Below are 19,985 nucleotides of genomic sequence, written 5' to 3'. Positions count from 1 at the left end.
AATATTTCTTAAATGTGAATTACTTCACCATAAGCTGCAGCAACTGCTTCTGTCATTGCTTCGGATAATGTTGGATGTGGATGAATTGCTTTTAACAAAGCGTGTCCTGTAGTTTCTAATTTTCTTGCAACTACAGCTTCGGCAATCATTTCGGTAACCCCAGTTCCGATCATGTGACAACCTAAAAATTCGCCGTATTTTGCATCGAAAATTACTTTAATAAAACCTTCTGTATCACCATTTGCAGTGGCTTTTCCATTTGCGGAGAAAGGAAATTTTCCAATTTTTAATTCGTAACCTTTTTCTTTGGCTTGTTTTTCCGTCATTCCGACGCTTGCCACTTCTGGATGACAATAAGTGCAACCAGGAATATTTCCATAATCGATTGCTTCTACATGCAAACCTTTAATTTTTTCAACACAAGTAATTCCTTCTGCGCTTGCAACATGCGCCAAAGCCTGTGTAGGTAGTAAATCTCCAATTGCATAATAACCAGGAACAGAAGTTTCATACCATTCATTAACCAAAACTTTACCTTTATCTGTTTTAATTCCTACTTCTTCTAAACCTTGTCCTTCAAGATTTGAAGCAATTCCCACAGCGGAAAGTAAAATATCAGCTTCTAAAGTAATATTTCCTTTTTCGGTTTTTACATTTGCTTTAACTCCGTTTTCAGAAGTGTCGATTGAATCTACAGAAGAATTTAGCATGATATCAATTCCTGATTTTTTTAAAGATTTTTCTAATTGTTTAGAAACTTCTTCATCTTCCACAGGAACCACATTTGGCATGAATTCTACAATTGTAACTTTAGTTCCAATAGAATTATAAAAATCTGCGAATTCCACACCTATTGCACCAGAACCCACTACAATCATAGATTTTGGTTGTTCTGGAAGTGACATTGCTTGTCTATAACCAATTACTTTCTTGCCATCTTGGGGAATATTTGGTAGTTCTCGTGATCTTGCGCCAGTTGCTAAAATAATATTTGTAGCAGAATATTCGGTAGTTTTTCCATCTTTATCTGTAACATTTACTTTTTTCCCTTTTGCAATTTTTGCTGTTCCAAAAATAACATCGATTTTATTTTTTTTCATTAAAAATTCAATGCCTTTGCTCATTTTATTAGCTACGCCTCTACTTCTTTTAATGATATTCGGAAATTCAAAACTGGCTTCCACTTTATTTAAACCAAATTCTTCTGCGTGATTTATGTAATGAAAAACCTGCCCAGATTTTAAAAGTGCTTTCGTTGGAATACAACCCCAATTAAGGCAAATTCCACCCAAACTTTCGCGTTCAATAATTGCAGTTTTAAAACCTAATTGTGCTGCTCTAATTGCTGCAACATATCCTCCCGGACCGCTTCCAATAACAATAATATCGTAGTTCATAATGTTGTAAAAAAATTTAAGCAAATTTAGTGAAAAATAATGATTTTAAAAATTAGAATTAAACCTTCTAATTCTTAACAAAAACATCAAAAAAGACCTTTCAAATCTGATTTTGAAAGTTTACATATTCCATTTATAAACTCTAATAAATCGTCGGAAATTTATCTGGATTTACTTCATTAAATAAATTATAAATAGTTTCTATTATATCATCTACAGAAGGTTTACTAAAATAATCACCATCACTTCCGTAAGCAGGACGATGATTTTTTGCTGTTAAAGTGATTGGCTCTGAATCTAAATATTTAAAAGCTTTTTGAACTTCTAAAATTTGTTGCAAAATAAACGCCGATGCACCGCCTTCAACGTCTTCGTCAATAATAACCAAACGATTTGTTTTTTGAAGACTTTTTAAAATATTTTTTTCTAAATCAAATGGAATTAAAGATTGAACATCGATCACTTCTGCAGAAATTCCTAATTTTTCTAATTGTTCTGCTGCATCCATAACTAATCTCCAAGTGGAACCATAAGAAATTAAAGTCACATCTTTTCCTTCTTTTGTTACTTCAATTTGCCCAACTGGTAAAGTGAATTCGCCCAAATTATCGGGCTGTTTTTCTTTTAATCTGTAACCGTTTAAAGGCTCAATAATAATGCAAGGTTCGTCACTTTGCAACATTGTATTGTAAAAACCTGCGGCTTTTGTCAAATTTCTTGGAGTTAAAACTAAAATTCCTTTACATAGATTTAAAATTCCTGCCATCGGAGAACCAGAATGCCAAATTCCTTCTAATCTATGACCTCGAGTTCTAATAATTACCGGCGCTTTTTGTCCGCCTTTTGTTCTGTATTGAACGGTCGCTAAATCGTCGCTCATTCCTTGCAAACAATACAAGACGTAATCTAAATATTGTATTTCTGCAATTGGTCTTAATCCGCGTAAAGCCAAACCAATTCCTTGTCCAAGAATCGTTGCTTCACGAATTCCTGTATCTGCAATTCTTAAATCTCCATATTTTTCCTGCAAACCTTCTAATCCTTGGTTTACATCTCCAATATTTCCAGCGTCTTCACCAAAAACCAAAGCTTCTGAATATTTTTCAAAAATTTTATCGAAATTATTTCGCACCACTACTCTTCCATCAACCGTTTCAGAATTGTCTGAAAAAATAGGTGCAATTTCTTTTACATTCGTTGCTTTCCATTGAGATTGAGAATATAAATGTGAAGAATAATTATCTTTTTCTTGACCAAATATTTGAGAATATCTTTTTAATAAATTATTTCTATTTTCAGAATTCTCAGTTCTTGTTACTAATAAACTTTGTCGTACTAAATGGAAAATATCCTTTTTACTAACAGTTACCTTTTTATCAAATATTTCTAATAAAGAAGCAACTTTTGAATTATTTTCACTTAAAATTTTTATTAAAGGAAATACTTCTAATTTTAAATCATTAATGCTCCTTTGATAATTTTCCCATGCTTTTTTTTGACCTTCTTTTACTAATTTTTTTGCCATTAAATCAATTGAATCTAACTCTTCCACACTTGCCAGAAGTTGTTCATTATTTTCAATTTCAATAGAATAATTTAAAATCCATTCTCGGAATTTATTAAGACAATCAAAATCTTTTTCCCAGTTTAATCTTTGTTCATTTTTATATCTTTCGTGAGAGCCAGAAGTAGAATGTCCTTGCGGTTGCGTTACTTCTATTACATGAATAATTACAGGGACACTTTCCGTTCTCGCATAATGTTCTGCTTTTGCGTAAGCTTCTAAAAGCTGTGGATAATTCCAGGCTTGAACTTGTATAATTTCACACCCTTGATTTTCTCCCTCTTTTCTTTGAAAACCAGAAAGCATTTCTGAAATATCTGCTTTTGCTCTTTGTTGACCTGTAGGAACGGAGATTCCGTAACCATCGTCCCAAATAGAAATGACCATCGGAACTTGCAGCGCACAAGCTGCATTTAATGTTTCAAAAAAATGTCCTTCTGCTGTTGAAGCGTCGCCAATTGTCCCAAAAGCAACTTCTTGCCCGTTGTTAGAAAATTTTTCTGAACCTTCAAATTTTACTTTTTTATATATTTTAGAAGCAAGAGCCAAACCTAATAATCGCGGCATTTGTCCTGCAGTTGGAGAAATATCTGGTGAACTATTTTTTTGTTCTGTTAAATTTTTCCAACTTCCATCTTCGTTTAAACTTCGGGTTCCATAATGACCATTCATTTGTCTTCCTGCAGAAGCTGGTTCTCTTTCTGTATTTGTATCGGCGTAAAGTTGTGCGAAAAAACTTTCTATAGAAACAGCATCAATCGCTAAAGCAAAAGTTTGATCTCTATAATAACCAGAACGAAAATCTCCATTTTTAAAAACTTTAGCCATTGCTAATTGAGGTAATTCTTTTCCATCACCAAAAATACCGAATTTTGCTTTGCCTGTTAAAACTTCTTTTCTTCCTAAATAAGACATTTCTCGGGAAATCCTACCTAATTTATAATCTTCTAAAATATTATTTTTAAAATCTTGAAAAGAGATTTGCTGCGTTTCTATATAGGTGTTTTGCATAATACAATGGATTTCTACAAAGATAATTAATTACTAAAGAATATTAAAATATTATAATTAATAGAATTTTATAAAATCAAATTTTTATAACTGCAATACAAGTTCTTAATTTGTATAAAAAATATAAAAATGAGAGAGAAATCTCCACATATTTTGAACGCTTCTTCTAATTTATTAGGATTTTGTTTATTGATAATTACTTCTCTCAAAATTACCAATACTGATAAATCTACTTATTTAGATGAATTTGTGGGAATTGCAGCTCTGCTTTTCACAATGAGCTGTATTTTTTCTTTCTTAGCTATCCGAAGTGAAAATGAAAAGTATAAAATAAAGTATGAATCTTTTGCGGATTTTTTGTTTTTAGGTGCTTTGATTTGTATTTTTCTTGCTATAGGAATGTTATTTATAAAATTATTTCACTAAAAAATCCCCTTTACAATTTGCAAAGGAGATCAACACAAATGATGAAAAAAAAGTCGTTTTTTAGATTGCTCTAAAGTTTTTCATAATTTTAAAAAAAATCTCTTCCATCCGAATGAACGGAAGAGATCAACACAAATGATGAAAAAAAAGTCGTTTTTTAGATTGCTCTAAAGTTTTTCATGATTTTAAAAAAATCCCTTCCGTCCGTTTAGAAACGGAAGAGATCAACACAAATGATGAAAAAAAATTTCTTATTTTAAAAAGTGAAGAATAATTACAGTTCACTTCTAACAAACTTTAGTCTCTTGGTGGGCTTGTAGGATTATCTAGTTCCGTAGAAGAAGAATCAAAAGCAGCATAATTTTTAGAATCAATTTTATTACTTGTAAATTCATTTAAAGTTTTTGCAACTGATTTTATGTCCTTTAATTGTACTATTTCTTCTTGTGTTCTGAATGAACTTAATGATAAAGTTGCTAATACAATACATAGATAAATAAATTTTTTCATAATGATTATTATATTTTAACTGTTTTATTTTATTAAATAATTTAACTAATGAAATTTTACAATTTTGGTGGTTTGGTTGGATCCCCTTGCTCTTCAGATGAAGAATTGAATTCTGTATAATTAGTAGAATCATTATTTGTTGCATTTTTTGCTGCAACATTGGTAGGTTTTACATCGTTTAATTGTACCATATCTTCTTGATCTCTACAAGATGTTAATGATAAAGTAACTAAAACGATACTTAGGTAAATAATTTTTTTCATAATAAATAAGTGTTAAATTGTTATGTTGTTATTTTAACTTATGCCAAATCTATAAACATTACATTATTGCTTCCAAATGACAAGACCAGTTTGAACTGCTATATCATAAAAAATGACTCTTATATCAAAAAAAAAGAACTTCATTTTAAAAATAAAAGCATTAATTTTGTAAATCTCAATTTTAAAAACAAAAAATAAATTGATATTTGTTTGATTTTCAAGAACTTATGATTAACTCTAAATATTTTCTTTTTCTATTTTTTCTTTTCTGTTTATTACCAAATATTGAAGCCCAAAAAGCTTCTAATAGTGATTTAACTTACAAACAAATAGAAGAAAAGATAGATCATTTACATTCAGATTCTACAAAAATGTGGAAAATGATTAATCTTTATATTCAGAAATCTAAAAAAGAAAAAAATTACGAAACACTTATTTATGCTTACAGATATTCCACAACAAATTCAAAATTTCCGAAAAATATTGCTTTTGCGGATAGCGCTTTAAATATTGCAAAAAAAAGTGGCAAAGCAAGCCTTTTGAGTAGCGCTTATATTAATCGAGGCAAGACTTGGATGGAAGAAATAAAATATCAGAAATCTTTAAATGATTTTTTACAGGCTATAAAATTTTCTAATAAAACCGGAGATGATTATACTACCTATAAAATCAAATATTATATTGCACAAAATAAAATTTATTTAGGACTTTACAGTGAAGCTCAAGAAGAGTTAAAACAATGTATTAGTTATTTTAAGAAAAATATAAATTCTAATATTCTTGGTAAGGATAATGAAATGTTTTATCTCTATTCTTTAATGAGTTATATAGATACAAATACGAAACTATATAAACAAAAAGAAAATAAAACATTACTCGCTGAAGCATTCAATTATATAAAAAAAAATAATTTAAAACAATATTTACCTTATTTCATATCTTCAGAAGGAACAGATGCTTATTTTGAAAAAAATTATAACATTGCAATTTTAAAATTAAATCAAGCGTTAAATTTATATAAGGATAAAGGTTTTCATTTTACAGAGAATTTTTATTTAGGTCTTTCTTATTGGGAAGAAGGTAATCAAGAGAAAGCAATCTATTTTTTTAAATTAATAGATACAGAATATTCTAAAACTGGAAAACTCGATCCTCATTTCCGACCTACCTATGAATATTTAATTAAATATTATCAAAATTCAGGAAACAAAAATTTACAATTACAATATGTAAAAAAGTTAATGAATCTTGATCGGAATTATGAGAAAAATTATAAATATCTCTACACTACTATAAATAAAGAGTACGACACAAAGAAACTTCAACAAGAAAAAGACCGCTTAGAAGATTCTCTTTTACAACAGCAGATATTTTACAGTATTTTAATTATTTTAGTATTATTTGGTGCTTTATTTTTTGTTTACCGTTTTTTGAAATTGAAAAAACAATATAGAGAAAGGTTTGAAAACATTATTCATTTCGATGGAAATAAAAGTAATTTCAACTTAAAAACAAATTCAAGATTAGACAGTCCTGAAGTTGAAGAAATTTTTTATGATGATATTCCCGGTATAAATCCACAAATTGTAGAACATATTGTAAAAGAGTTGGAAAATTTAGAGACTAATAAATTGTATTTAGATCCTCAAATTTCTCAAAAATCTTTAAGTGAAACTTTTGGTACAAATTCCAGCTATCTTTCGAGAGTTATTAATGTTTATAAAGATAAAAATTTCAATCATTATATTAATGATTTAAGAGTAGATTATATTCTTTCTCAACTTAAATCTCAAAGAAAATATTTACATAAAGATGTTAAAGAATTGGCTCTAATTGCAGGTTTTAGTAGTACGGATAGTTTTAGTAAAAACTTTCAAAGAAAATTTGATATGAAACCAAGTGTTTTTATAAAATTAATGAAAGAACAAATTAAAACTTCCGCTCTATAACATAATCAAGCATTAAATTTAAAGAATATTTTGCTTCATTATCTGGAAATTCATTTAAAATTAATTTTGCTTTTTGCTGATAATTTTTCATCACAGAAATAGCGTAATCTAAACCACCAGTTTTTTTCACAAAAGCTATTAATTCTTTCACTCTTTTTTTATCTTCTTTAAATCTTTTAATCGTCTGGAAATGATATTTTCGGTCTTTTTCTGAAGCATTTTTTAAAGAATAAATTAACGGCAAAGTCATTTTCTGTTCTTTAATATCAATTCCAACAGGTTTTCCAATGAAATTTTCACTTAAATAATCAAACAGATCATCTTTTATTTGGAAAGCCATTCCAGTTAATGTTCCGAAACTCTGCATTTTTTTAGCTAAATCTTCATTTACATCATTAGATAAAACGCCAATTTCACAACAAGCTGCAATTAAAGTTGCCGTTTTTTGGCGAATAATTTCATAATAAACATCTTCTGTAATATCTAGTTTTCTGGCTTTTTCTAATTGCAACAATTCACCTTCAGACATTTCTCTGATGGTTCTCGCAATCACCGAAAGTAAATCATAATCTTTAAAATCAGTAGAAAGTAAAACAGATTTTGAGAGTAAAAAATCACCTACTAAAACTGCAATTTTATTTTTCCATAAAGCATTAATTGAAAAAAAATTTCTACGTTTGAAACTTTCATCTACAACATCGTCATGTACTAAAGTTGCGGTGTGAATTAACTCAATCATTGAAGCACCTCGAAAAGTCTTTTCATTCACTTTACCCACTAATTTTGCGCACAAAAAAACAAACATTGGGCGCATTTGTTTTCCTTTTGTAGTTACAATAAAACGCGTTACTTTGTCTAATAACGCCACTTTTGTGGTCATAGATTCATAAAACTTTTGCTCGAAAAGTTTCATTTCTTCCATAATTGGTTTTTTTATTTCTTCTACAATCTGAGACACAGAACTAAAAAGTTAGAATTTAATGATAAGCAAATATAAGCTATTTTTTGCGTAGAAATAAGCTGAGAAAAAGCAGGAAAATTAATCAAAATCAGAAAAAGGAATGAAAAAGAATTGTCCTTTTTTAATTCCTAAAGGTGAGTGAAATTCTTCACCTGAAATATATATTCCGTCTTTATTTACTGCAATTCCTTCTATTTGGCTCAATGAAAATGCACTTCCCAAATAATATTTTTTTGGCGTTTCTCTAAAAAAAGTATCATTTTCAGATTTTTTAAATACTATTAAATACACTTTTGCCAATTTTGTATAGCCAATTAAATAGAGTTTATCTTCAAAGTAAGAAGCATCTGTTACTACAAAATCAGTTTTAAAAGTTTCAATCTTTTCAGCTGCTTGATTTTCAAAATTTTCAGGATTAATTATATAATGAGTGGTTTCTTTTGATTTCCATTCTTTGGTAAAAATGTGAATTTTTCCATTTAAAAATATCATTGCTTCGCCATCAAAATCATTATTTAAATTTTTTGGCGTAAAATCTTTTTGCTCAGGATAATAAAATGAAATGGTTTTTGTAGAATCTAAAACCAAAGAATCACGAAACGGAATTTTGTAAATTTTTAAATCTTTTCTACTTCCTAAATTATTTCCAAAATCTCCTATGTAAAAGTTTTCACCATCATTTGTCAAAGATTCCCAATCTTCGTTCCGAAGTTTTGTATTTAATTTCTTTTGAATTTTCGCACTATCTAAACTTATTTGAAATAATTCCGCAGAATTCCCACTATCATTGAAAGTGTAAAGTTTTCCATTAAAAAAATTAAGTCCAGAACTTTCTTTTAAACTATCTCCCAAAATGGCAATTTGGTATTTTTTAATTTTAAAAGTTTCCGTTTTTTGTGCTGAAAAACTTGGAGAAAATAGAATTGTAAAAACTAATAATAATTGTTTCATTGAAAATTTTATAGAATTATCTAAGTTTTAAGTTTCATTTTCTCAAAATATTCTTTTTGGTATTGTTTCACAGTTTTTCCTGTTCCATCATGTTTCCAACCAGGAGAATTAAAAATGTAATTAATTCTATCGGTAAATTTTAAATTAGGTTGTTTTAAATCTTTCCAAATTTTTCGCCATTCATAAGCAAAAACTGTTAAAGGTTTATCATCCGGCATTTTCGGATAAATTCCATATTTTACAGGAACTTTTTCATCTTCTTTTTCAAAAGTACCAAATATTTTATCCCAAAAAACGAGCACCATTCCCATATTTCTATCTAAATATTTAATGTTACATGCATGATGAACTCTGTGATGAGAAGGCGTAATTAAAATATGTTCTAAAAATCCCATTTTTTTTACCGTTTGTGTATGTACCCAAGTTCCATAAACTTGTCCGATTGCATAAACCACCATTATATGCCACGGATTAAATCCTAAAAAAGCGAGTGGCGCAAAATATAAATATCTATAAAGTGGTTCTAAAACTGAACTTCTAAAACCGGTGGTTAAATTAAAATATTCTGAATTGTGATGTGTGATATGAACTGCCCAAAACGCACGCGAATGGTGATCTACATAATGTAAAACGTAATAAGCTAAATCAGTTATAACAAAGCAAATTACCCAATAAAATAAAGTAAATTCCCAAGTAAATAAACGATAAGAATAAAAGAAAAACATCACGAACATTGCCGTAACTTTCATTGCGAGATCCAAACCAAAATTAGCGAGAGCCAAATAAATATTTTGAGCTAAATCTTTGCCGCTGTATAATTTACTTTCAGAATAATGACTGTAAATCATTTCTGATAAAATAACAGTTGCATGAAGCGGGATTGCCCATGTATAAATATTTTGAAGGCCATCTTCGCCAATAAAAATACTCATAGAAATTTAATTTATTGCAAAGTTAATGCATTAAGAACTTAGTAAAAAATAATAAATTATTCTGCTGCTTTATTGGCTAATTGTCCGCAAGCTGCATCAATATCGCCTCCTCTACTTCGCCGAATCATAACTGTAATTCCACTTTTCTCTAATTGACGAACGTAATTTTCTTCCGCAGCTTTATTACATTGATCAAATTTTCCGTCACCAATTGGATTGTACTGAATTAAATTGACTTTGCTTGGAATTTGTTTACAATATTTTATTAAAGCTTTAATATCTTCATCTTCATCATTAATTCCTTTCCAAACGCAGTATTCAAAAGTGACGATATTTCCCGTTTTTTGATACCAATATTTTAATGAATCCAAAATATCTGTCAAAGGAAATTTATCTGAAAAAGGCATGATTTCATTTCGCTTTTTTTCAATTGCAGAATGAAGAGAAAGTGCTAATTTTACTTTAATATTTTCATCAGCCAACATTTTTATCATTTTCGGAATTCCCGAAGTTGAAACTGTAATTCTTTTCGGAGACATTCCTAAACCTTCTGGTTCGGTAATTTTTCTGATGGCTTCTACTACGTTTTTATAATTCATCATTGGTTCTCCCATTCCCATGAAAACGATGTTTGAAAGCGGTCTATCAAAATACATTTTACTTTGCTGATCAATTAATGCAACTTGATCTACAATTTCTGCAACTTCTAAATTTCGCATTCGTTTTAAACGTGCAGTTGCACAAAATTCACAATTTAAAGAACAACCAACTTGGGAAGAAACACACGCTGTAGTTCGAGTTTCTGTAGGAATTAAAACAGATTCTACTAAAAGTCCGTCGTGTAATTTTACACCATTTTTAATAGTTCCATCAGAACTTCTTTGTAATTGATCAACAGAAATTGGTTTTATTATAAAATCTTTAGAAATTTTCTCTCTTAATTCTTTTGAAAGATTGTTCATTTCCTCAATAGAATGAAGGTTTTTTGACCACAACCAATCATAAACCTGTTTCGCACGAAATGGTTTTTCACCTAAGCTTAAAAAATAATCTTGAAGTTCTGAAAGTGATAAAGTTCGTAAATCGCGCAAAAATTTAGATTTTAATTATTTTTTGATTTAAGCTTAAATAAAAAATTTTAGTTTAATAACTTTAAAAAGATATTAATCTAAAATTTAAAATTACTATTTTAAAATTGTTTAGAGTATTAACATCGCATCTCCGTAAGAATAAAATTTATACTCGTTTTTCACAGCTTCTTCATAAGCATGCATCAGAAAATCTTTACCTGCAAATGCAGCAATCATCATCATTAATGTAGATTTGGGCATATGGAAATTGGTAATCATAGAAGTTGCAACACCAAAATCGTGTGGTGGAAAAATAAATTTATTTGTCCAACCAGTATAAGGTCCAATTTTTTTATTAGAAGAAACGGAAGTTTCAATGGCACGCATTGTTGTTGTTCCAACAGCGCAAATTTGGCGACCTTGTTCTACTGCTAAATTTATTTTATCTGCATTAATTTGATCAATAATAGCTTCTTCAGATTCCATTTTATGTTTAGAAAGATCTTCCACTTCAATAGGATTAAAAGTTCCTAAACCAATGTGCAAAGTTACTTCTGCGAAATCAATTCCTTTAATTTCTAATCTTTTCATTAAATGTTTGGAGAAATGCAAACCTGCAGTTGGCGCTGCAACAGCACCTTCGTTTTTTGCATAAATCGTTTGATACCGTTCTGCGTCTTCTGGCTCTACTTCTCTTTTAATATATTTTGGAAGCGGCGTTTCTCCTAATTCTTTCAGTTTTGCACGGAATTCTTCATAAGAACCATCGTATAAAAATCTTAAAGTTCTTCCGCGGGAAGTTGTATTATCAATTACTTCTGCTACTAAACTTTCATCTTCATTGAAAAATAATTTATTTCCGATTCTTATTTTTCTAGCTGGATCCACTAAAACGTCCCAGACACGTGTTTCTTTATCTAATTCTCGAAGTAAAAAAACTTCAATTTTCGCTCCTGTTTTTTCTTTATTTCCATAAAGACGTGCAGGAAAAACTTTTGTATTATTAAAAATAAATAAATCTTTTTCTTCAAAATAATTAATCACATCTTTAAAAAGCTTGTGTTCAATGGTTTGTGTTTTACGATGAAGAACCATCAATTTCGCCTCATCGCGGTTTGCAGAAGGATGTTCTGCTAAAAGATGTTCTGGTAAGTGAAAATTGAAGTCTGAAGTTTTTAATTTCGACATAGTTTTATTTAAAAATAATTAAACGATACAGTTTTTCTGTTTCGGGGTGCAAATATACGATTTTGAAAAGGCGTTTGTCAAGTAAATGAGCAAATTAGTTTAAAAACTATTTTTGTAATTATTTACTGGGTTCCCAAAGCTCGATTTTATTTTCTTCGCAATCTAAAATATGGATAAATTTTCCGTAATCCGAATCATCTATATCATCTAAAATAATGACATCAGATTTTTTTAATTCTTCTACTAATTTTTCCAGATTCTCTACGATGTAATTAATCATAAATTCTTTGTTGGAAGGTTCAAAATATTTTGTATCCTCTTTAAAAGGACTCCATTGTGTGGCGCCATTTTTTGCTGAATCTGAGCATTCTTTCCAATCGAAAGTTGCGCCATAATCGTTTATATCAAAACCAAGATGTATTTTGTACCATTCTCTTAAAGTTTCTGGATTTTTTGTTTTGAAAAAAATTCCGCCAATTCCAATTACTTTTTTCATAGTTTTTTGTTTTATAAAATGTAACCAATGTTTTATAAATCTGAACTGCCTTGAGGCGCGTTCTTACGTATTGTGAGCAACAATTGAAAGAAAAAATAAAACGTCTTTTTAGCCCCGGTTGAAACGGCATCCTTTTTCATAGGGAATGCGCCGAAAGGCACATTTCCTGTGAAAAGATATAGTGTAAGACGGAGACGAAATTTCGAAAAAAACAAAACCGTCTTGCTCCTAAAAAATCTACAAAGTTTCCTTCAACCAGCTGAAAAATTCTCGTTGCCAAACCAAACCATTTTGAGGATGTAAAACCCAATGGTTTTCATTTGGAAAATAGAGAAATTTAGTTTTCAAACCACGTAATTTCGCTGATTGAAATGCTTCCTGACCTTGCTCGTAAGGAACGCGGAAATCTATTCCACCTTGCACAATCATAATTGGTTTATTCCAATTTTGCACGTAATTACTTGGATTATATTCTGTGTAAGATTTTGGCGTTGGTTTGTCCCACGGCGCACCTCCTAAATCCCAATTTGCAAACCAAAGTTCTTCTGTGGTTCCGTACCAAGATTTCATATCATAAAGCCCGTCGTGCGCGATGAAAGTTTTGAAACGATTTTGATGAATTCCTGCGAGCATATAAACGCTGTAACCGCCATAACTTGCGCCAACCGCGCCCATTCTGTCGCCGTCCACATAAGGTAAAGTTTTTGCGAAATCTGCCGCAGAAAGATAATCTTTCATCGGTTGACCGCCCCAATCTTTGGAAATAGCTTCATTCCATTTCGTTCCCCAACCGGGCATTCCGCGACGGTTTGGTGCAACAATAATATAGCCATTTGCTGCCATTAAAGCGAAATTCCATCGGGTACTAAAAAATTGTGTTAAAGCAGATTGTGGACCACCTTGACAATATAATAATGTTGGGTATTTTTTAGCAGGATCAAAATTTGGTGGATAAATAAACCAAACGCCCATTTCTTTACCATCGGTGGTTTTCACCATTTTTAGTTCAGATTTGGATGGAGTAATTTTTGCGTAATTGTCTTTATTTACTTCTGTAATTTGCGACATTTTTCCAGATTTTGGATCTACGGAAAACAAGTCTGCATTATGATTAAAATCTGTTCTTGTAACAAATAATTGATTTTGGTTTTGAGCAATAATATCGTTAACATCAAAATCACCATTTGTAATTTGAGTAATTTTAGAGGATTTTAAATCCGCTGAAAACAATTGTGAAGTACCATGAAATGCCGTGCTGAAATAAATAGTTTTAGAATCTGAACTCCAAAAAATAGAACCTGCAACACTTTCATCCCAGTTTTTTGTTAAATCAGTTTTTTGCATTGTTTTTAAATTCATCACCATCAAACGGTTTTTATCCGCTTCATAACCGTCACGTTCCATACTTTGCCATGTAAGAAATTGTCCGTTTGGAGAAAATTTTGGATTAACATCGTAACCTTTATTATCTTCCGTTAGATTAGTGGTTTTCCCGGATTTTAAATCATAAGAATATAAATCTGTATTGGTAGAAAGTGCGTATTCTGCCCCAGTTTTTTTCTTACAAACATAAATTATACTCATAGAATCTGGACTCCAAATAAAATCTTCTGTTCCACCAAATGGTTTTTGTGGAGAATAAAATTTTTCATTTTTAAGCAAATCTGTTGCTTTCGAAAAATCTTCTGAAATATTTGCAACAAAAACGTGATCAAAACTCCCTTCATTCCACGTGTCCCAATGTCTTATATCTAAATCTGTGTAAACTTGTGCAGTAGATTTTGGCGTGTCTTTATATAAGTCTTTTCCTAAAATATTTTCTAAATGCACATTTTTGCTAAAAGCGACTTTTTTACCGTCAGGAGAAATTCTGATATTATCTACTTCGCCAAATTTGTAAAAATCTGTCCAGGTTTTTCCGCCATCTTTTGAAAGATAAATCATTTCGCCTTCTTGTGCGTAAATCCCATTTTTATCCCATTGAACGATTGATTTTTTGCCTAAATCTAAATTTTCTGCAGCAGAAGTTTTTAAATTTAAAAAGTAGGATTTAGAATTTGTTTTTTCCGTTTTTAAATCGACTTTTCCGACTTTGTAAATCAATGAAGATTGATCGGGAGAAACGGCAGAAACAGACATTTTATTGAGCGTCCAAAGTGTTTCGGGTGTCATTAGGTTTTGTGCATTCATAAGAAAGGGTGCTGCAATTGCGAGAAATGTATGTTTTATTTTCATATCTATTTTTTAGAGATTTAAAGTATTATCTTTTGGTTTATAATCCATATAAATGCCGTTATCCAAAGTTACAGATTTTACTCTTTTTGAAGATGAAATATTGGTTTTAAATTCTTTTTCATTTACTTTCCAAACTTCTGGCGTGAAATGTTTGGTGGATTTTGTACCGTCAGAGAATTCTGTAACCACATCAAACGGAATCGCAAAACCGCCCAAATTTTCAATATTTAAACTTAAATTTTTTCCGTTCATCTTCGCGGAACTCAATTTTAAATCGATGTAATTATTGCTATAAAACCAGTTTTTCCAAAACCAAGTTAAATCTTTACCACTTCCCGCTTCCATCGCGTAAAAATAATCCCACGGAATTGGGTGTTTTCCGTGCCAAGTTTCCATATAATGATGAAGTGCTTTTTTAAATAACGCATCGCCCAAATAATCTTTCAAAGCCAAATAGGATAAACTTGCTTTCACATAAGAATTATTTCCATAACCTGCGCCAGAAACTTGCGTACTTTCAGAAATCACAGGTTGATCTTCGTCCGAAGAAGGATCAAAAATCCAGCGTTTTACGCGGAAATCTTTGTAAAATTTATCAGCGTATTCTTTTCCGTGTTCTGCGGTTCCAATTAAATATTCAAAAGTTGTTGCCCAACCTTCATCCATATAAGCGTAACGTTTTTCATTAATTCCCATATAAAACGGAAAATAAGTATGCGCAATTTCGTGATCCACGGTTAGTCTGGAATCATTTAAATCATTCGGAATTGTAGAATCATTTACCATCATCGGATATTCCATATCTGCAAAACCTTGAAAAGCCGTCATAGTTGGAAATGGATATTCTATTCCCGGCCAATTTTTAGAAAACCAAGCGATATTATATTGTTCCCATTCAGTGTAATGTTCGAAATCTTTCGCTCCACTTTCATAAGCCGCTTGAACGCTCACTTTTTTTGAATCTAATTGCACACTTGAAGCATCCCAAACATAAGTGGAACTTGCCGCCCAACAAAAATCCGTGATATTTTCTGCTTTAAATTTGAAAGTATTTTGGTCGTTTTGCTGTGTGATTTTTCCCGCTGCAATTTCGCCTTCTTTTGCAATGTGAATTATGTCCGTACTTATGAGAGATTTTTTAAAATCATTTAAAGCATTTGCTTGTAAAACTTCTTGTGGATTTTGCATCACACCAGTTGCGTAAACCACGTAATTTTTCGGAACTGTGATTGCCACATTGTAATTATTAAAATCATGATAAAATTCATTTCTTCCTGTGTGCGGAATTCTGTCCCAACCGTTATAATCGTCATAAACGGAAATTCTTGGGTAAGAATAAGCAGCAAAAAAAGTAGTTTCGTTGATTTGTCCTTCTCTTCCGCTTTCTTTTGATAACGGATATTCCCAAACAATTTCAAACGTAGTTTTTGATTTTGGAAGCATTGGACTTTTTAACTTTACGTTTCCGACAGTTCCCCAATTTTCACTATTTACATTGTAAGTTTCACCGTTTACTTTAAATGACTTTATTGTTAAACCTTTGTCTAAAAAATCTTTTGAAGTGTCACTTGCACGTGCTGAAGTTGGTTTGTGCACGTTATTTACAAAACGAATGACTGCAGTTTTCAAACTATCTGGTGAATTATTGAAATACTCAATTGTTTCTGCGCCTGAAATTATTTTAGTATCGGGATTCAGACTTAATTTCATAACATAATTCCCTGTATTTTGCCAATAATTTTTGCCGGGAGTTCCATTTTCTGTCCTTGTTCCTTTTTCAATTGCATTTTTAATGTTTCTTGGCGTATATATTTTCTGGGAATACGCTTGAAGTGAGAATAAAATTGCGGCTACAAAAAGGAAATTTTTCATTTTAAAAATATTTTATTCAAATTTAAAAATTAAAATATCAAAATCCATTAAATTATGAATTTAATTAAAAAAAAGACTCTCCGAAGAAAGCCATTTATTTAAATATTTAAAAAAGATTATTCCTTTGAAGAAATTAAACCATCTAATAGTGAAGTGACAATGGAAAGTGCAATACTAAAAATTAAAGCCCACCAAAAACCATCGACGATCATACCTGTTACAAAATGTCCTGCTAAAAGTATAATTAATGCATTAATTACAAAAGAAAAAAGTCCGAAAGTAATAATAGTTAAAGGCAATCCTAAAATGGACAAAATTGGTTTTACAAAAATATTTAACAATGCTAAAACGATTGCAAAAATAACTGCAGTTCCGAAACTTGCAATGTGAACGCCTGACAAAAAATATTTTGAAAGTACAAAAGCAACAGCTGCAGTTACTAAAAGACGAATTATGAATTTCATAGTTTTATATTTATTTTTATTAAAATTATAAAAAATATTTGAGTTTTAAAAAATGAAAATAAAAAAACCTGAAATTAATTTCAGGTTTTTAAGATTTATTATTAAAAATTAAGCTCCTTTTAAAGCTTTTATTTTTTCTGTTAAAGCAGGAATAATTTGGAAAGCATCTCCAACTACGCCATAATCTGCAGATTTGAAAAAAGGTGCTTCTGGATCATTATTAATTACAACAATTGTTTTGGAAGAATTCACTCCGGCTAAATGCTGAATTGCGCCAGAAATTCCGACTGCTACATATAAATTTGGTGCAATTGCTTTTCCAGTTTGTCCAACGTGTTCTGAGTGAGGTCTCCAACCAATATCTGAAACCGGTTTAGAACAAGCTGTTGCAGCGCCTAAAACATTAGCTAAATCTTCAATCATTCCCCAGTTTTCTGCAGCTTTCATTCCACGGCCAGCTGAAACTACAATTTCAGCTTCTTTTAAATCTAATTTTCCAGTGGATTGTTCGTGTGATAAAACTTTAGTATCATCATTGGAAACAGATAAATTTTTAATTTCTTCAGTTCCAGAAACTGGATTTTCTTTTGCACCAAAAGAATTTTGTGAAACGGTTAAAATTACACCTTCAGTTTCAGATTTTGCATGCATAAATCCTTTTCCTGAAAACGCTTTTCTTTTTACTTGAAATGGTGAAAGATTTTCTGGAGTTTCTAAAACATTGGTGATTAAAGAATAATTCTTTAAAATTGAAAGCATGGGTGCAACTGAAGAAGCATCTGTGGTGTGTGGAAAAACGATTATTTTACCCTCGAATACTTCATTTACGGCTTGTGCAAAAGCTTTTGCGCTAAAGTTTTTTAAACCTTCATCTTTAATATTAATTACTTTTTCAGCGCCATATTTATAAAGTAAATCTGAAGAATCTGTTGGATTTACTGAAATTGCCGTTACAGAATCACCCGCATTTTCTGCGATTGATTTTGCGTAAGCAACCGCTTCAAACGCCGCTTTTTTATAGACTCCGTTTATATTTTCTGCATATACGAATATTGCCATTTTTTTTAAATTTTAAAATTAAATAATGAATTAAATTACTTTTGCTTCCTCGTGAAGAAGTCTTACCAATTCATCCAGATTATCTGGACTCACCATTTTTACAGCGGCTCTCGCAGGAACACTTTCAAAAGAGATTGAATCTACTTTTACATCCGAATTTGTAGGTTCTACAACATTTAGAGTTTTTGTTCTTGCGGACATAATTCCGCGCATATTTGGAATAATTAATTCTTTCTCATCAACTAAACCTTTTTGCCCTGCGATTACTAAAGGTAATTTTACAGAAACCGTTTCTTTTCCGCCTTCTATTTCACGGATTGCGCTAATTTCTTCACCATTTACATCTAAACCGACACAAGCATTTATAAAAGGTTGATTTAAAAGTTGAGCAACCATTCCCGGAACTGAACCTCCATTATAATCGATGGATTCTTTTCCACAAAGAATTAAATCATAATTTCCGTTTTGTGCAACTGTGGCAATTTCTTTTGCCACAGAAAAACTATCTTTTGCTTCTGTATTTACTCGGATTGCATCATTTGCTCCAATTGCAAGTGCTTTTCTAATTACAGGTTCAGTTGTTGCATCTCCTACATTTACAACCGTAACTGTTGCGCCTTGAGATTCTTGTAATTTCACAGCTTTGCTTAAAGCGAATTCGTCTAATGGATTAATTACCCATTGAATTCCTGTTTTGTCAAAAGCAGATTTGTCTGCAGTGAAATTAATTTTTGAAGTAGTGTCTGGAACACTGTTTATACAAACTAATATTTTCATATTAAATAATATTTTTAATTTTTGCTAAGTTAATAATAATTTACTATGCATGCATAACATATTTTAAGAAAAATATATTTTTTGCATAATATTTAACTATTTGGTTTTGATGGTCGAACTTCTATTTTACTTGGTAATGTTCTTGGATTCATATTTAATAAATCTAAAACTAAATTACCAATATCTTCTGGTTGAATTTTCCAAGCATCTTTTTTAGAAGGTTTGTTTCCGTTAAAATTTGTAGAAACTGAACCAGGCATTATTGTAGAAACTTTAATATTAAATTTTCGTAAATCAATCATTGCAGCTTGTGTGAAACCTACAACGCCAAATTTTGAGGCGTTGTAACCAGCGCCATTTTCAAAAAAATTAGTTCCTGCTAAACTAGAAATTGTGATATAATAACCTTCAGATTTTTTTAATTCTTCTACACTTGCTTTTAATGTGTGAAAAGCACCTGTAAGATTGGTTTCAATCATATCATTCCAATTTTCTATACTCATTTTGTCGATGGATTCAAAATGCCCTAAACCCGCATTTGCTACTACAATATCTAAACTCCCAAAGTGTTTTACAATTTTAGAAACCGTTTTTTCTTCGTCTTTAAAATTCTGAACATCTGAAACAATTCCTGCAACAGAATCTTTATAATCTGAAAGTTGAAGAAGTGCATCTTCTAAATCTTTTTCTTTTCTACCACTTATAGCGACATTGTAGCCATTTTCTAACAATATTTTTGCAACACCAAAACCAATTCCTTTACTTCCACCAGTAATATATGCTGTTTTTTTATCTTTCATTTTTTAAATATTTATTTGCTCTAATTTAATAAAAAACGCTCCAAAAAGAAGCGTTTTATT

Annotated in this window: 18 protein-coding genes; 2 read left to right on the top strand and 16 right to left on the bottom strand. The window is 30.5% G+C overall.

What is annotated here, in order from left to right; all coding sequences use genetic code 11:
- Positions 1 to 8 precede the first annotated feature (8 nt).
- Positions 9 to 1,397 (bottom strand): dihydrolipoyl dehydrogenase, encoded by a 1,389-nt coding sequence (gene lpdA / locus ACN0WB_RS03420; RefSeq protein WP_417428865.1) that lies wholly within the window; start codon positions 1,395 to 1,397, stop codon positions 9 to 11.
- Between the two features lie 142 nt (positions 1,398 to 1,539).
- On the bottom strand, positions 1,540 to 3,972 hold the full coding sequence (locus tag ACN0WB_RS03415; RefSeq protein WP_417428863.1) for an alpha-ketoacid dehydrogenase subunit alpha/beta: 2,433 nt from the start codon (positions 3,970 to 3,972) through the stop codon (positions 1,540 to 1,542).
- Between the two features lie 129 nt (positions 3,973 to 4,101).
- Between ACN0WB_RS03415 and ACN0WB_RS03410 the strand changes: the two genes are divergently transcribed.
- Positions 4,102 to 4,398, top strand: a complete 297-nt coding sequence (locus tag ACN0WB_RS03410; protein WP_417428861.1) for a hypothetical protein — start codon at positions 4,102 to 4,104, stop codon at positions 4,396 to 4,398.
- A gap of 297 nt (positions 4,399 to 4,695) precedes the next feature.
- Here ACN0WB_RS03410 and ACN0WB_RS03405 read toward each other — a convergent pair whose 3' ends face one another.
- Both ACN0WB_RS03405 and ACN0WB_RS03400 read right to left on the bottom strand, forming a co-directional pair.
- Entirely contained in the window at positions 4,696 to 4,908 is a 213-nt protein-coding gene (locus ACN0WB_RS03405) for a hypothetical protein (protein WP_417428859.1), read from the bottom strand.
- Positions 4,909 to 4,964: 56 nt separating this feature from the next.
- The gene (locus ACN0WB_RS03400; RefSeq protein WP_417428857.1) at positions 4,965 to 5,171 is read right to left on the bottom strand and encodes a hypothetical protein; all 207 of its coding nucleotides are present in this window, start codon (positions 5,169 to 5,171) and stop codon (positions 4,965 to 4,967) included.
- Positions 5,172 to 5,398: 227 nt separating this feature from the next.
- Between ACN0WB_RS03400 and ACN0WB_RS03395 the strand changes: the two genes are divergently transcribed.
- Positions 5,399 to 7,120 (top strand): helix-turn-helix domain-containing protein, encoded by a 1,722-nt coding sequence (locus ACN0WB_RS03395; RefSeq protein ID WP_417428855.1) that lies wholly within the window; start codon positions 5,399 to 5,401, stop codon positions 7,118 to 7,120.
- Here the strand turns inward: ACN0WB_RS03395 and ACN0WB_RS03390 are convergent.
- From ACN0WB_RS03390 to ACN0WB_RS03335, 12 genes are all read right to left on the bottom strand, one after another.
- Positions 7,101 to 8,078, bottom strand: a complete 978-nt coding sequence (locus ACN0WB_RS03390; protein ID WP_417428853.1) for a polyprenyl synthetase family protein — start codon at positions 8,076 to 8,078, stop codon at positions 7,101 to 7,103. The genes ACN0WB_RS03395 and ACN0WB_RS03390 overlap by 20 nt on opposite strands.
- A gap of 81 nt (positions 8,079 to 8,159) precedes the next feature.
- Positions 8,160 to 9,032 (bottom strand): hypothetical protein, encoded by an 873-nt coding sequence (locus ACN0WB_RS03385; protein WP_417428851.1) that lies wholly within the window; start codon positions 9,030 to 9,032, stop codon positions 8,160 to 8,162.
- Positions 9,033 to 9,052: 20 nt separating this feature from the next.
- Positions 9,053 to 9,964, bottom strand: coding sequence for a sterol desaturase family protein (locus ACN0WB_RS03380; RefSeq protein WP_417428849.1), 912 nt, complete (start codon positions 9,962 to 9,964; stop codon positions 9,053 to 9,055).
- A gap of 56 nt (positions 9,965 to 10,020) precedes the next feature.
- Positions 10,021 to 11,055, bottom strand: a complete 1,035-nt coding sequence (gene rlmN, locus ACN0WB_RS03375) for a 23S rRNA (adenine(2503)-C(2))-methyltransferase RlmN (protein ID WP_417428847.1) — start codon at positions 11,053 to 11,055, stop codon at positions 10,021 to 10,023.
- A gap of 108 nt (positions 11,056 to 11,163) precedes the next feature.
- The gene (queA, locus tag ACN0WB_RS03370; protein ID WP_417428845.1) at positions 11,164 to 12,222 is read right to left on the bottom strand and encodes a tRNA preQ1(34) S-adenosylmethionine ribosyltransferase-isomerase QueA; all 1,059 of its coding nucleotides are present in this window, start codon (positions 12,220 to 12,222) and stop codon (positions 11,164 to 11,166) included.
- Between the two features lie 118 nt (positions 12,223 to 12,340).
- Positions 12,341 to 12,718 carry a VOC family protein gene (locus ACN0WB_RS03365; RefSeq protein ID WP_417428843.1) on the bottom strand — a complete coding sequence of 126 codons (378 nt, stop codon included), beginning with the start codon at positions 12,716 to 12,718 and terminating at the stop codon, positions 12,341 to 12,343.
- Between the two features lie 237 nt (positions 12,719 to 12,955).
- Entirely contained in the window at positions 12,956 to 14,953 is a 1,998-nt protein-coding gene (locus tag ACN0WB_RS03360; protein ID WP_417428841.1) for a prolyl oligopeptidase family serine peptidase, read from the bottom strand.
- Positions 14,954 to 14,962: 9 nt separating this feature from the next.
- Positions 14,963 to 16,825 carry a M1 family metallopeptidase gene (locus ACN0WB_RS03355; protein ID WP_417428839.1) on the bottom strand — a complete coding sequence of 621 codons (1,863 nt, stop codon included), beginning with the start codon at positions 16,823 to 16,825 and terminating at the stop codon, positions 14,963 to 14,965.
- A gap of 116 nt (positions 16,826 to 16,941) precedes the next feature.
- A complete protein-coding gene (locus ACN0WB_RS03350) occupies positions 16,942 to 17,289 on the bottom strand; it encodes a phage holin family protein (RefSeq protein WP_417428837.1) in 348 nt (115 codons plus the stop codon).
- Between the two features lie 108 nt (positions 17,290 to 17,397).
- Positions 17,398 to 18,348 carry an electron transfer flavoprotein subunit alpha/FixB family protein gene (locus tag ACN0WB_RS03345; RefSeq protein WP_417428836.1) on the bottom strand — a complete coding sequence of 317 codons (951 nt, stop codon included), beginning with the start codon at positions 18,346 to 18,348 and terminating at the stop codon, positions 17,398 to 17,400.
- A 30-nt stretch (positions 18,349 to 18,378) separates the two neighbouring features.
- The gene (locus tag ACN0WB_RS03340) at positions 18,379 to 19,125 is read right to left on the bottom strand and encodes an electron transfer flavoprotein subunit beta/FixA family protein (protein WP_417428834.1); all 747 of its coding nucleotides are present in this window, start codon (positions 19,123 to 19,125) and stop codon (positions 18,379 to 18,381) included.
- Between the two features lie 92 nt (positions 19,126 to 19,217).
- Positions 19,218 to 19,925 carry an SDR family oxidoreductase gene (locus ACN0WB_RS03335; protein ID WP_417428832.1) on the bottom strand — a complete coding sequence of 236 codons (708 nt, stop codon included), beginning with the start codon at positions 19,923 to 19,925 and terminating at the stop codon, positions 19,218 to 19,220.
- Positions 19,926 to 19,985: the final 60 nt, after the last annotated feature.

It is taken from the genome of Halpernia sp. (assembly GCF_048269545.1).
In the GTDB taxonomy this organism is placed as follows: Bacteria; Bacteroidota; Bacteroidia; order Flavobacteriales; family Weeksellaceae; genus Halpernia.
The sequence above is the reverse complement of the archived record's forward strand: the minus strand, read 5'-3'. Positions and strand labels throughout refer to the sequence as shown.

What these genes read in the sequence shown, in the direction of transcription:
- ACN0WB_RS03415 (WP_417428863.1), bottom strand. Translation starts at nt 3,972, where the DNA reads ATGCAAAACACCTATATAGAAACGCAGCAAATCTCTTTTCAAGATTTT.
- ACN0WB_RS03380 (WP_417428849.1), bottom strand. Translation starts at nt 9,964, where the DNA reads ATGAGTATTTTTATTGGCGAAGATGGCCTTCAAAATATTTATACATGG.
- ACN0WB_RS03405 (WP_417428859.1), bottom strand. Translation starts at nt 4,908, where the DNA reads ATGAAAAAATTTATTTATCTATGTATTGTATTAGCAACTTTATCATTA.
- ACN0WB_RS03385 (WP_417428851.1), bottom strand. Translation starts at nt 9,032, where the DNA reads ATGAAACAATTATTATTAGTTTTTACAATTCTATTTTCTCCAAGTTTT.
- ACN0WB_RS03360 (WP_417428841.1), bottom strand. Translation starts at nt 14,953, where the DNA reads ATGAAAATAAAACATACATTTCTCGCAATTGCAGCACCCTTTCTTATG.
- ACN0WB_RS03355 (WP_417428839.1), bottom strand. Translation starts at nt 16,825, where the DNA reads ATGAAAAATTTCCTTTTTGTAGCCGCAATTTTATTCTCACTTCAAGCG.
- queA (WP_417428845.1), bottom strand. Translation starts at nt 12,222, where the DNA reads ATGTCGAAATTAAAAACTTCAGACTTCAATTTTCACTTACCAGAACAT.
- ACN0WB_RS03345 (WP_417428836.1), bottom strand. Translation starts at nt 18,348, where the DNA reads ATGGCAATATTCGTATATGCAGAAAATATAAACGGAGTCTATAAAAAA.
- ACN0WB_RS03335 (WP_417428832.1), bottom strand. Translation starts at nt 19,925, where the DNA reads ATGAAAGATAAAAAAACAGCATATATTACTGGTGGAAGTAAAGGAATT.
- ACN0WB_RS03410 (WP_417428861.1), top strand. Translation starts at nt 4,102, where the DNA reads ATGAGAGAGAAATCTCCACATATTTTGAACGCTTCTTCTAATTTATTA.
- ACN0WB_RS03350 (WP_417428837.1), bottom strand. Translation starts at nt 17,289, where the DNA reads ATGAAATTCATAATTCGTCTTTTAGTAACTGCAGCTGTTGCTTTTGTA.
- ACN0WB_RS03400 (WP_417428857.1), bottom strand. Translation starts at nt 5,171, where the DNA reads ATGAAAAAAATTATTTACCTAAGTATCGTTTTAGTTACTTTATCATTA.
- ACN0WB_RS03365 (WP_417428843.1), bottom strand. Translation starts at nt 12,718, where the DNA reads ATGAAAAAAGTAATTGGAATTGGCGGAATTTTTTTCAAAACAAAAAAT.
- ACN0WB_RS03340 (WP_417428834.1), bottom strand. Translation starts at nt 19,125, where the DNA reads ATGAAAATATTAGTTTGTATAAACAGTGTTCCAGACACTACTTCAAAA.
- lpdA (WP_417428865.1), bottom strand. Translation starts at nt 1,397, where the DNA reads ATGAACTACGATATTATTGTTATTGGAAGCGGTCCGGGAGGATATGTT.
- ACN0WB_RS03395 (WP_417428855.1), top strand. Translation starts at nt 5,399, where the DNA reads ATGATTAACTCTAAATATTTTCTTTTTCTATTTTTTCTTTTCTGTTTA.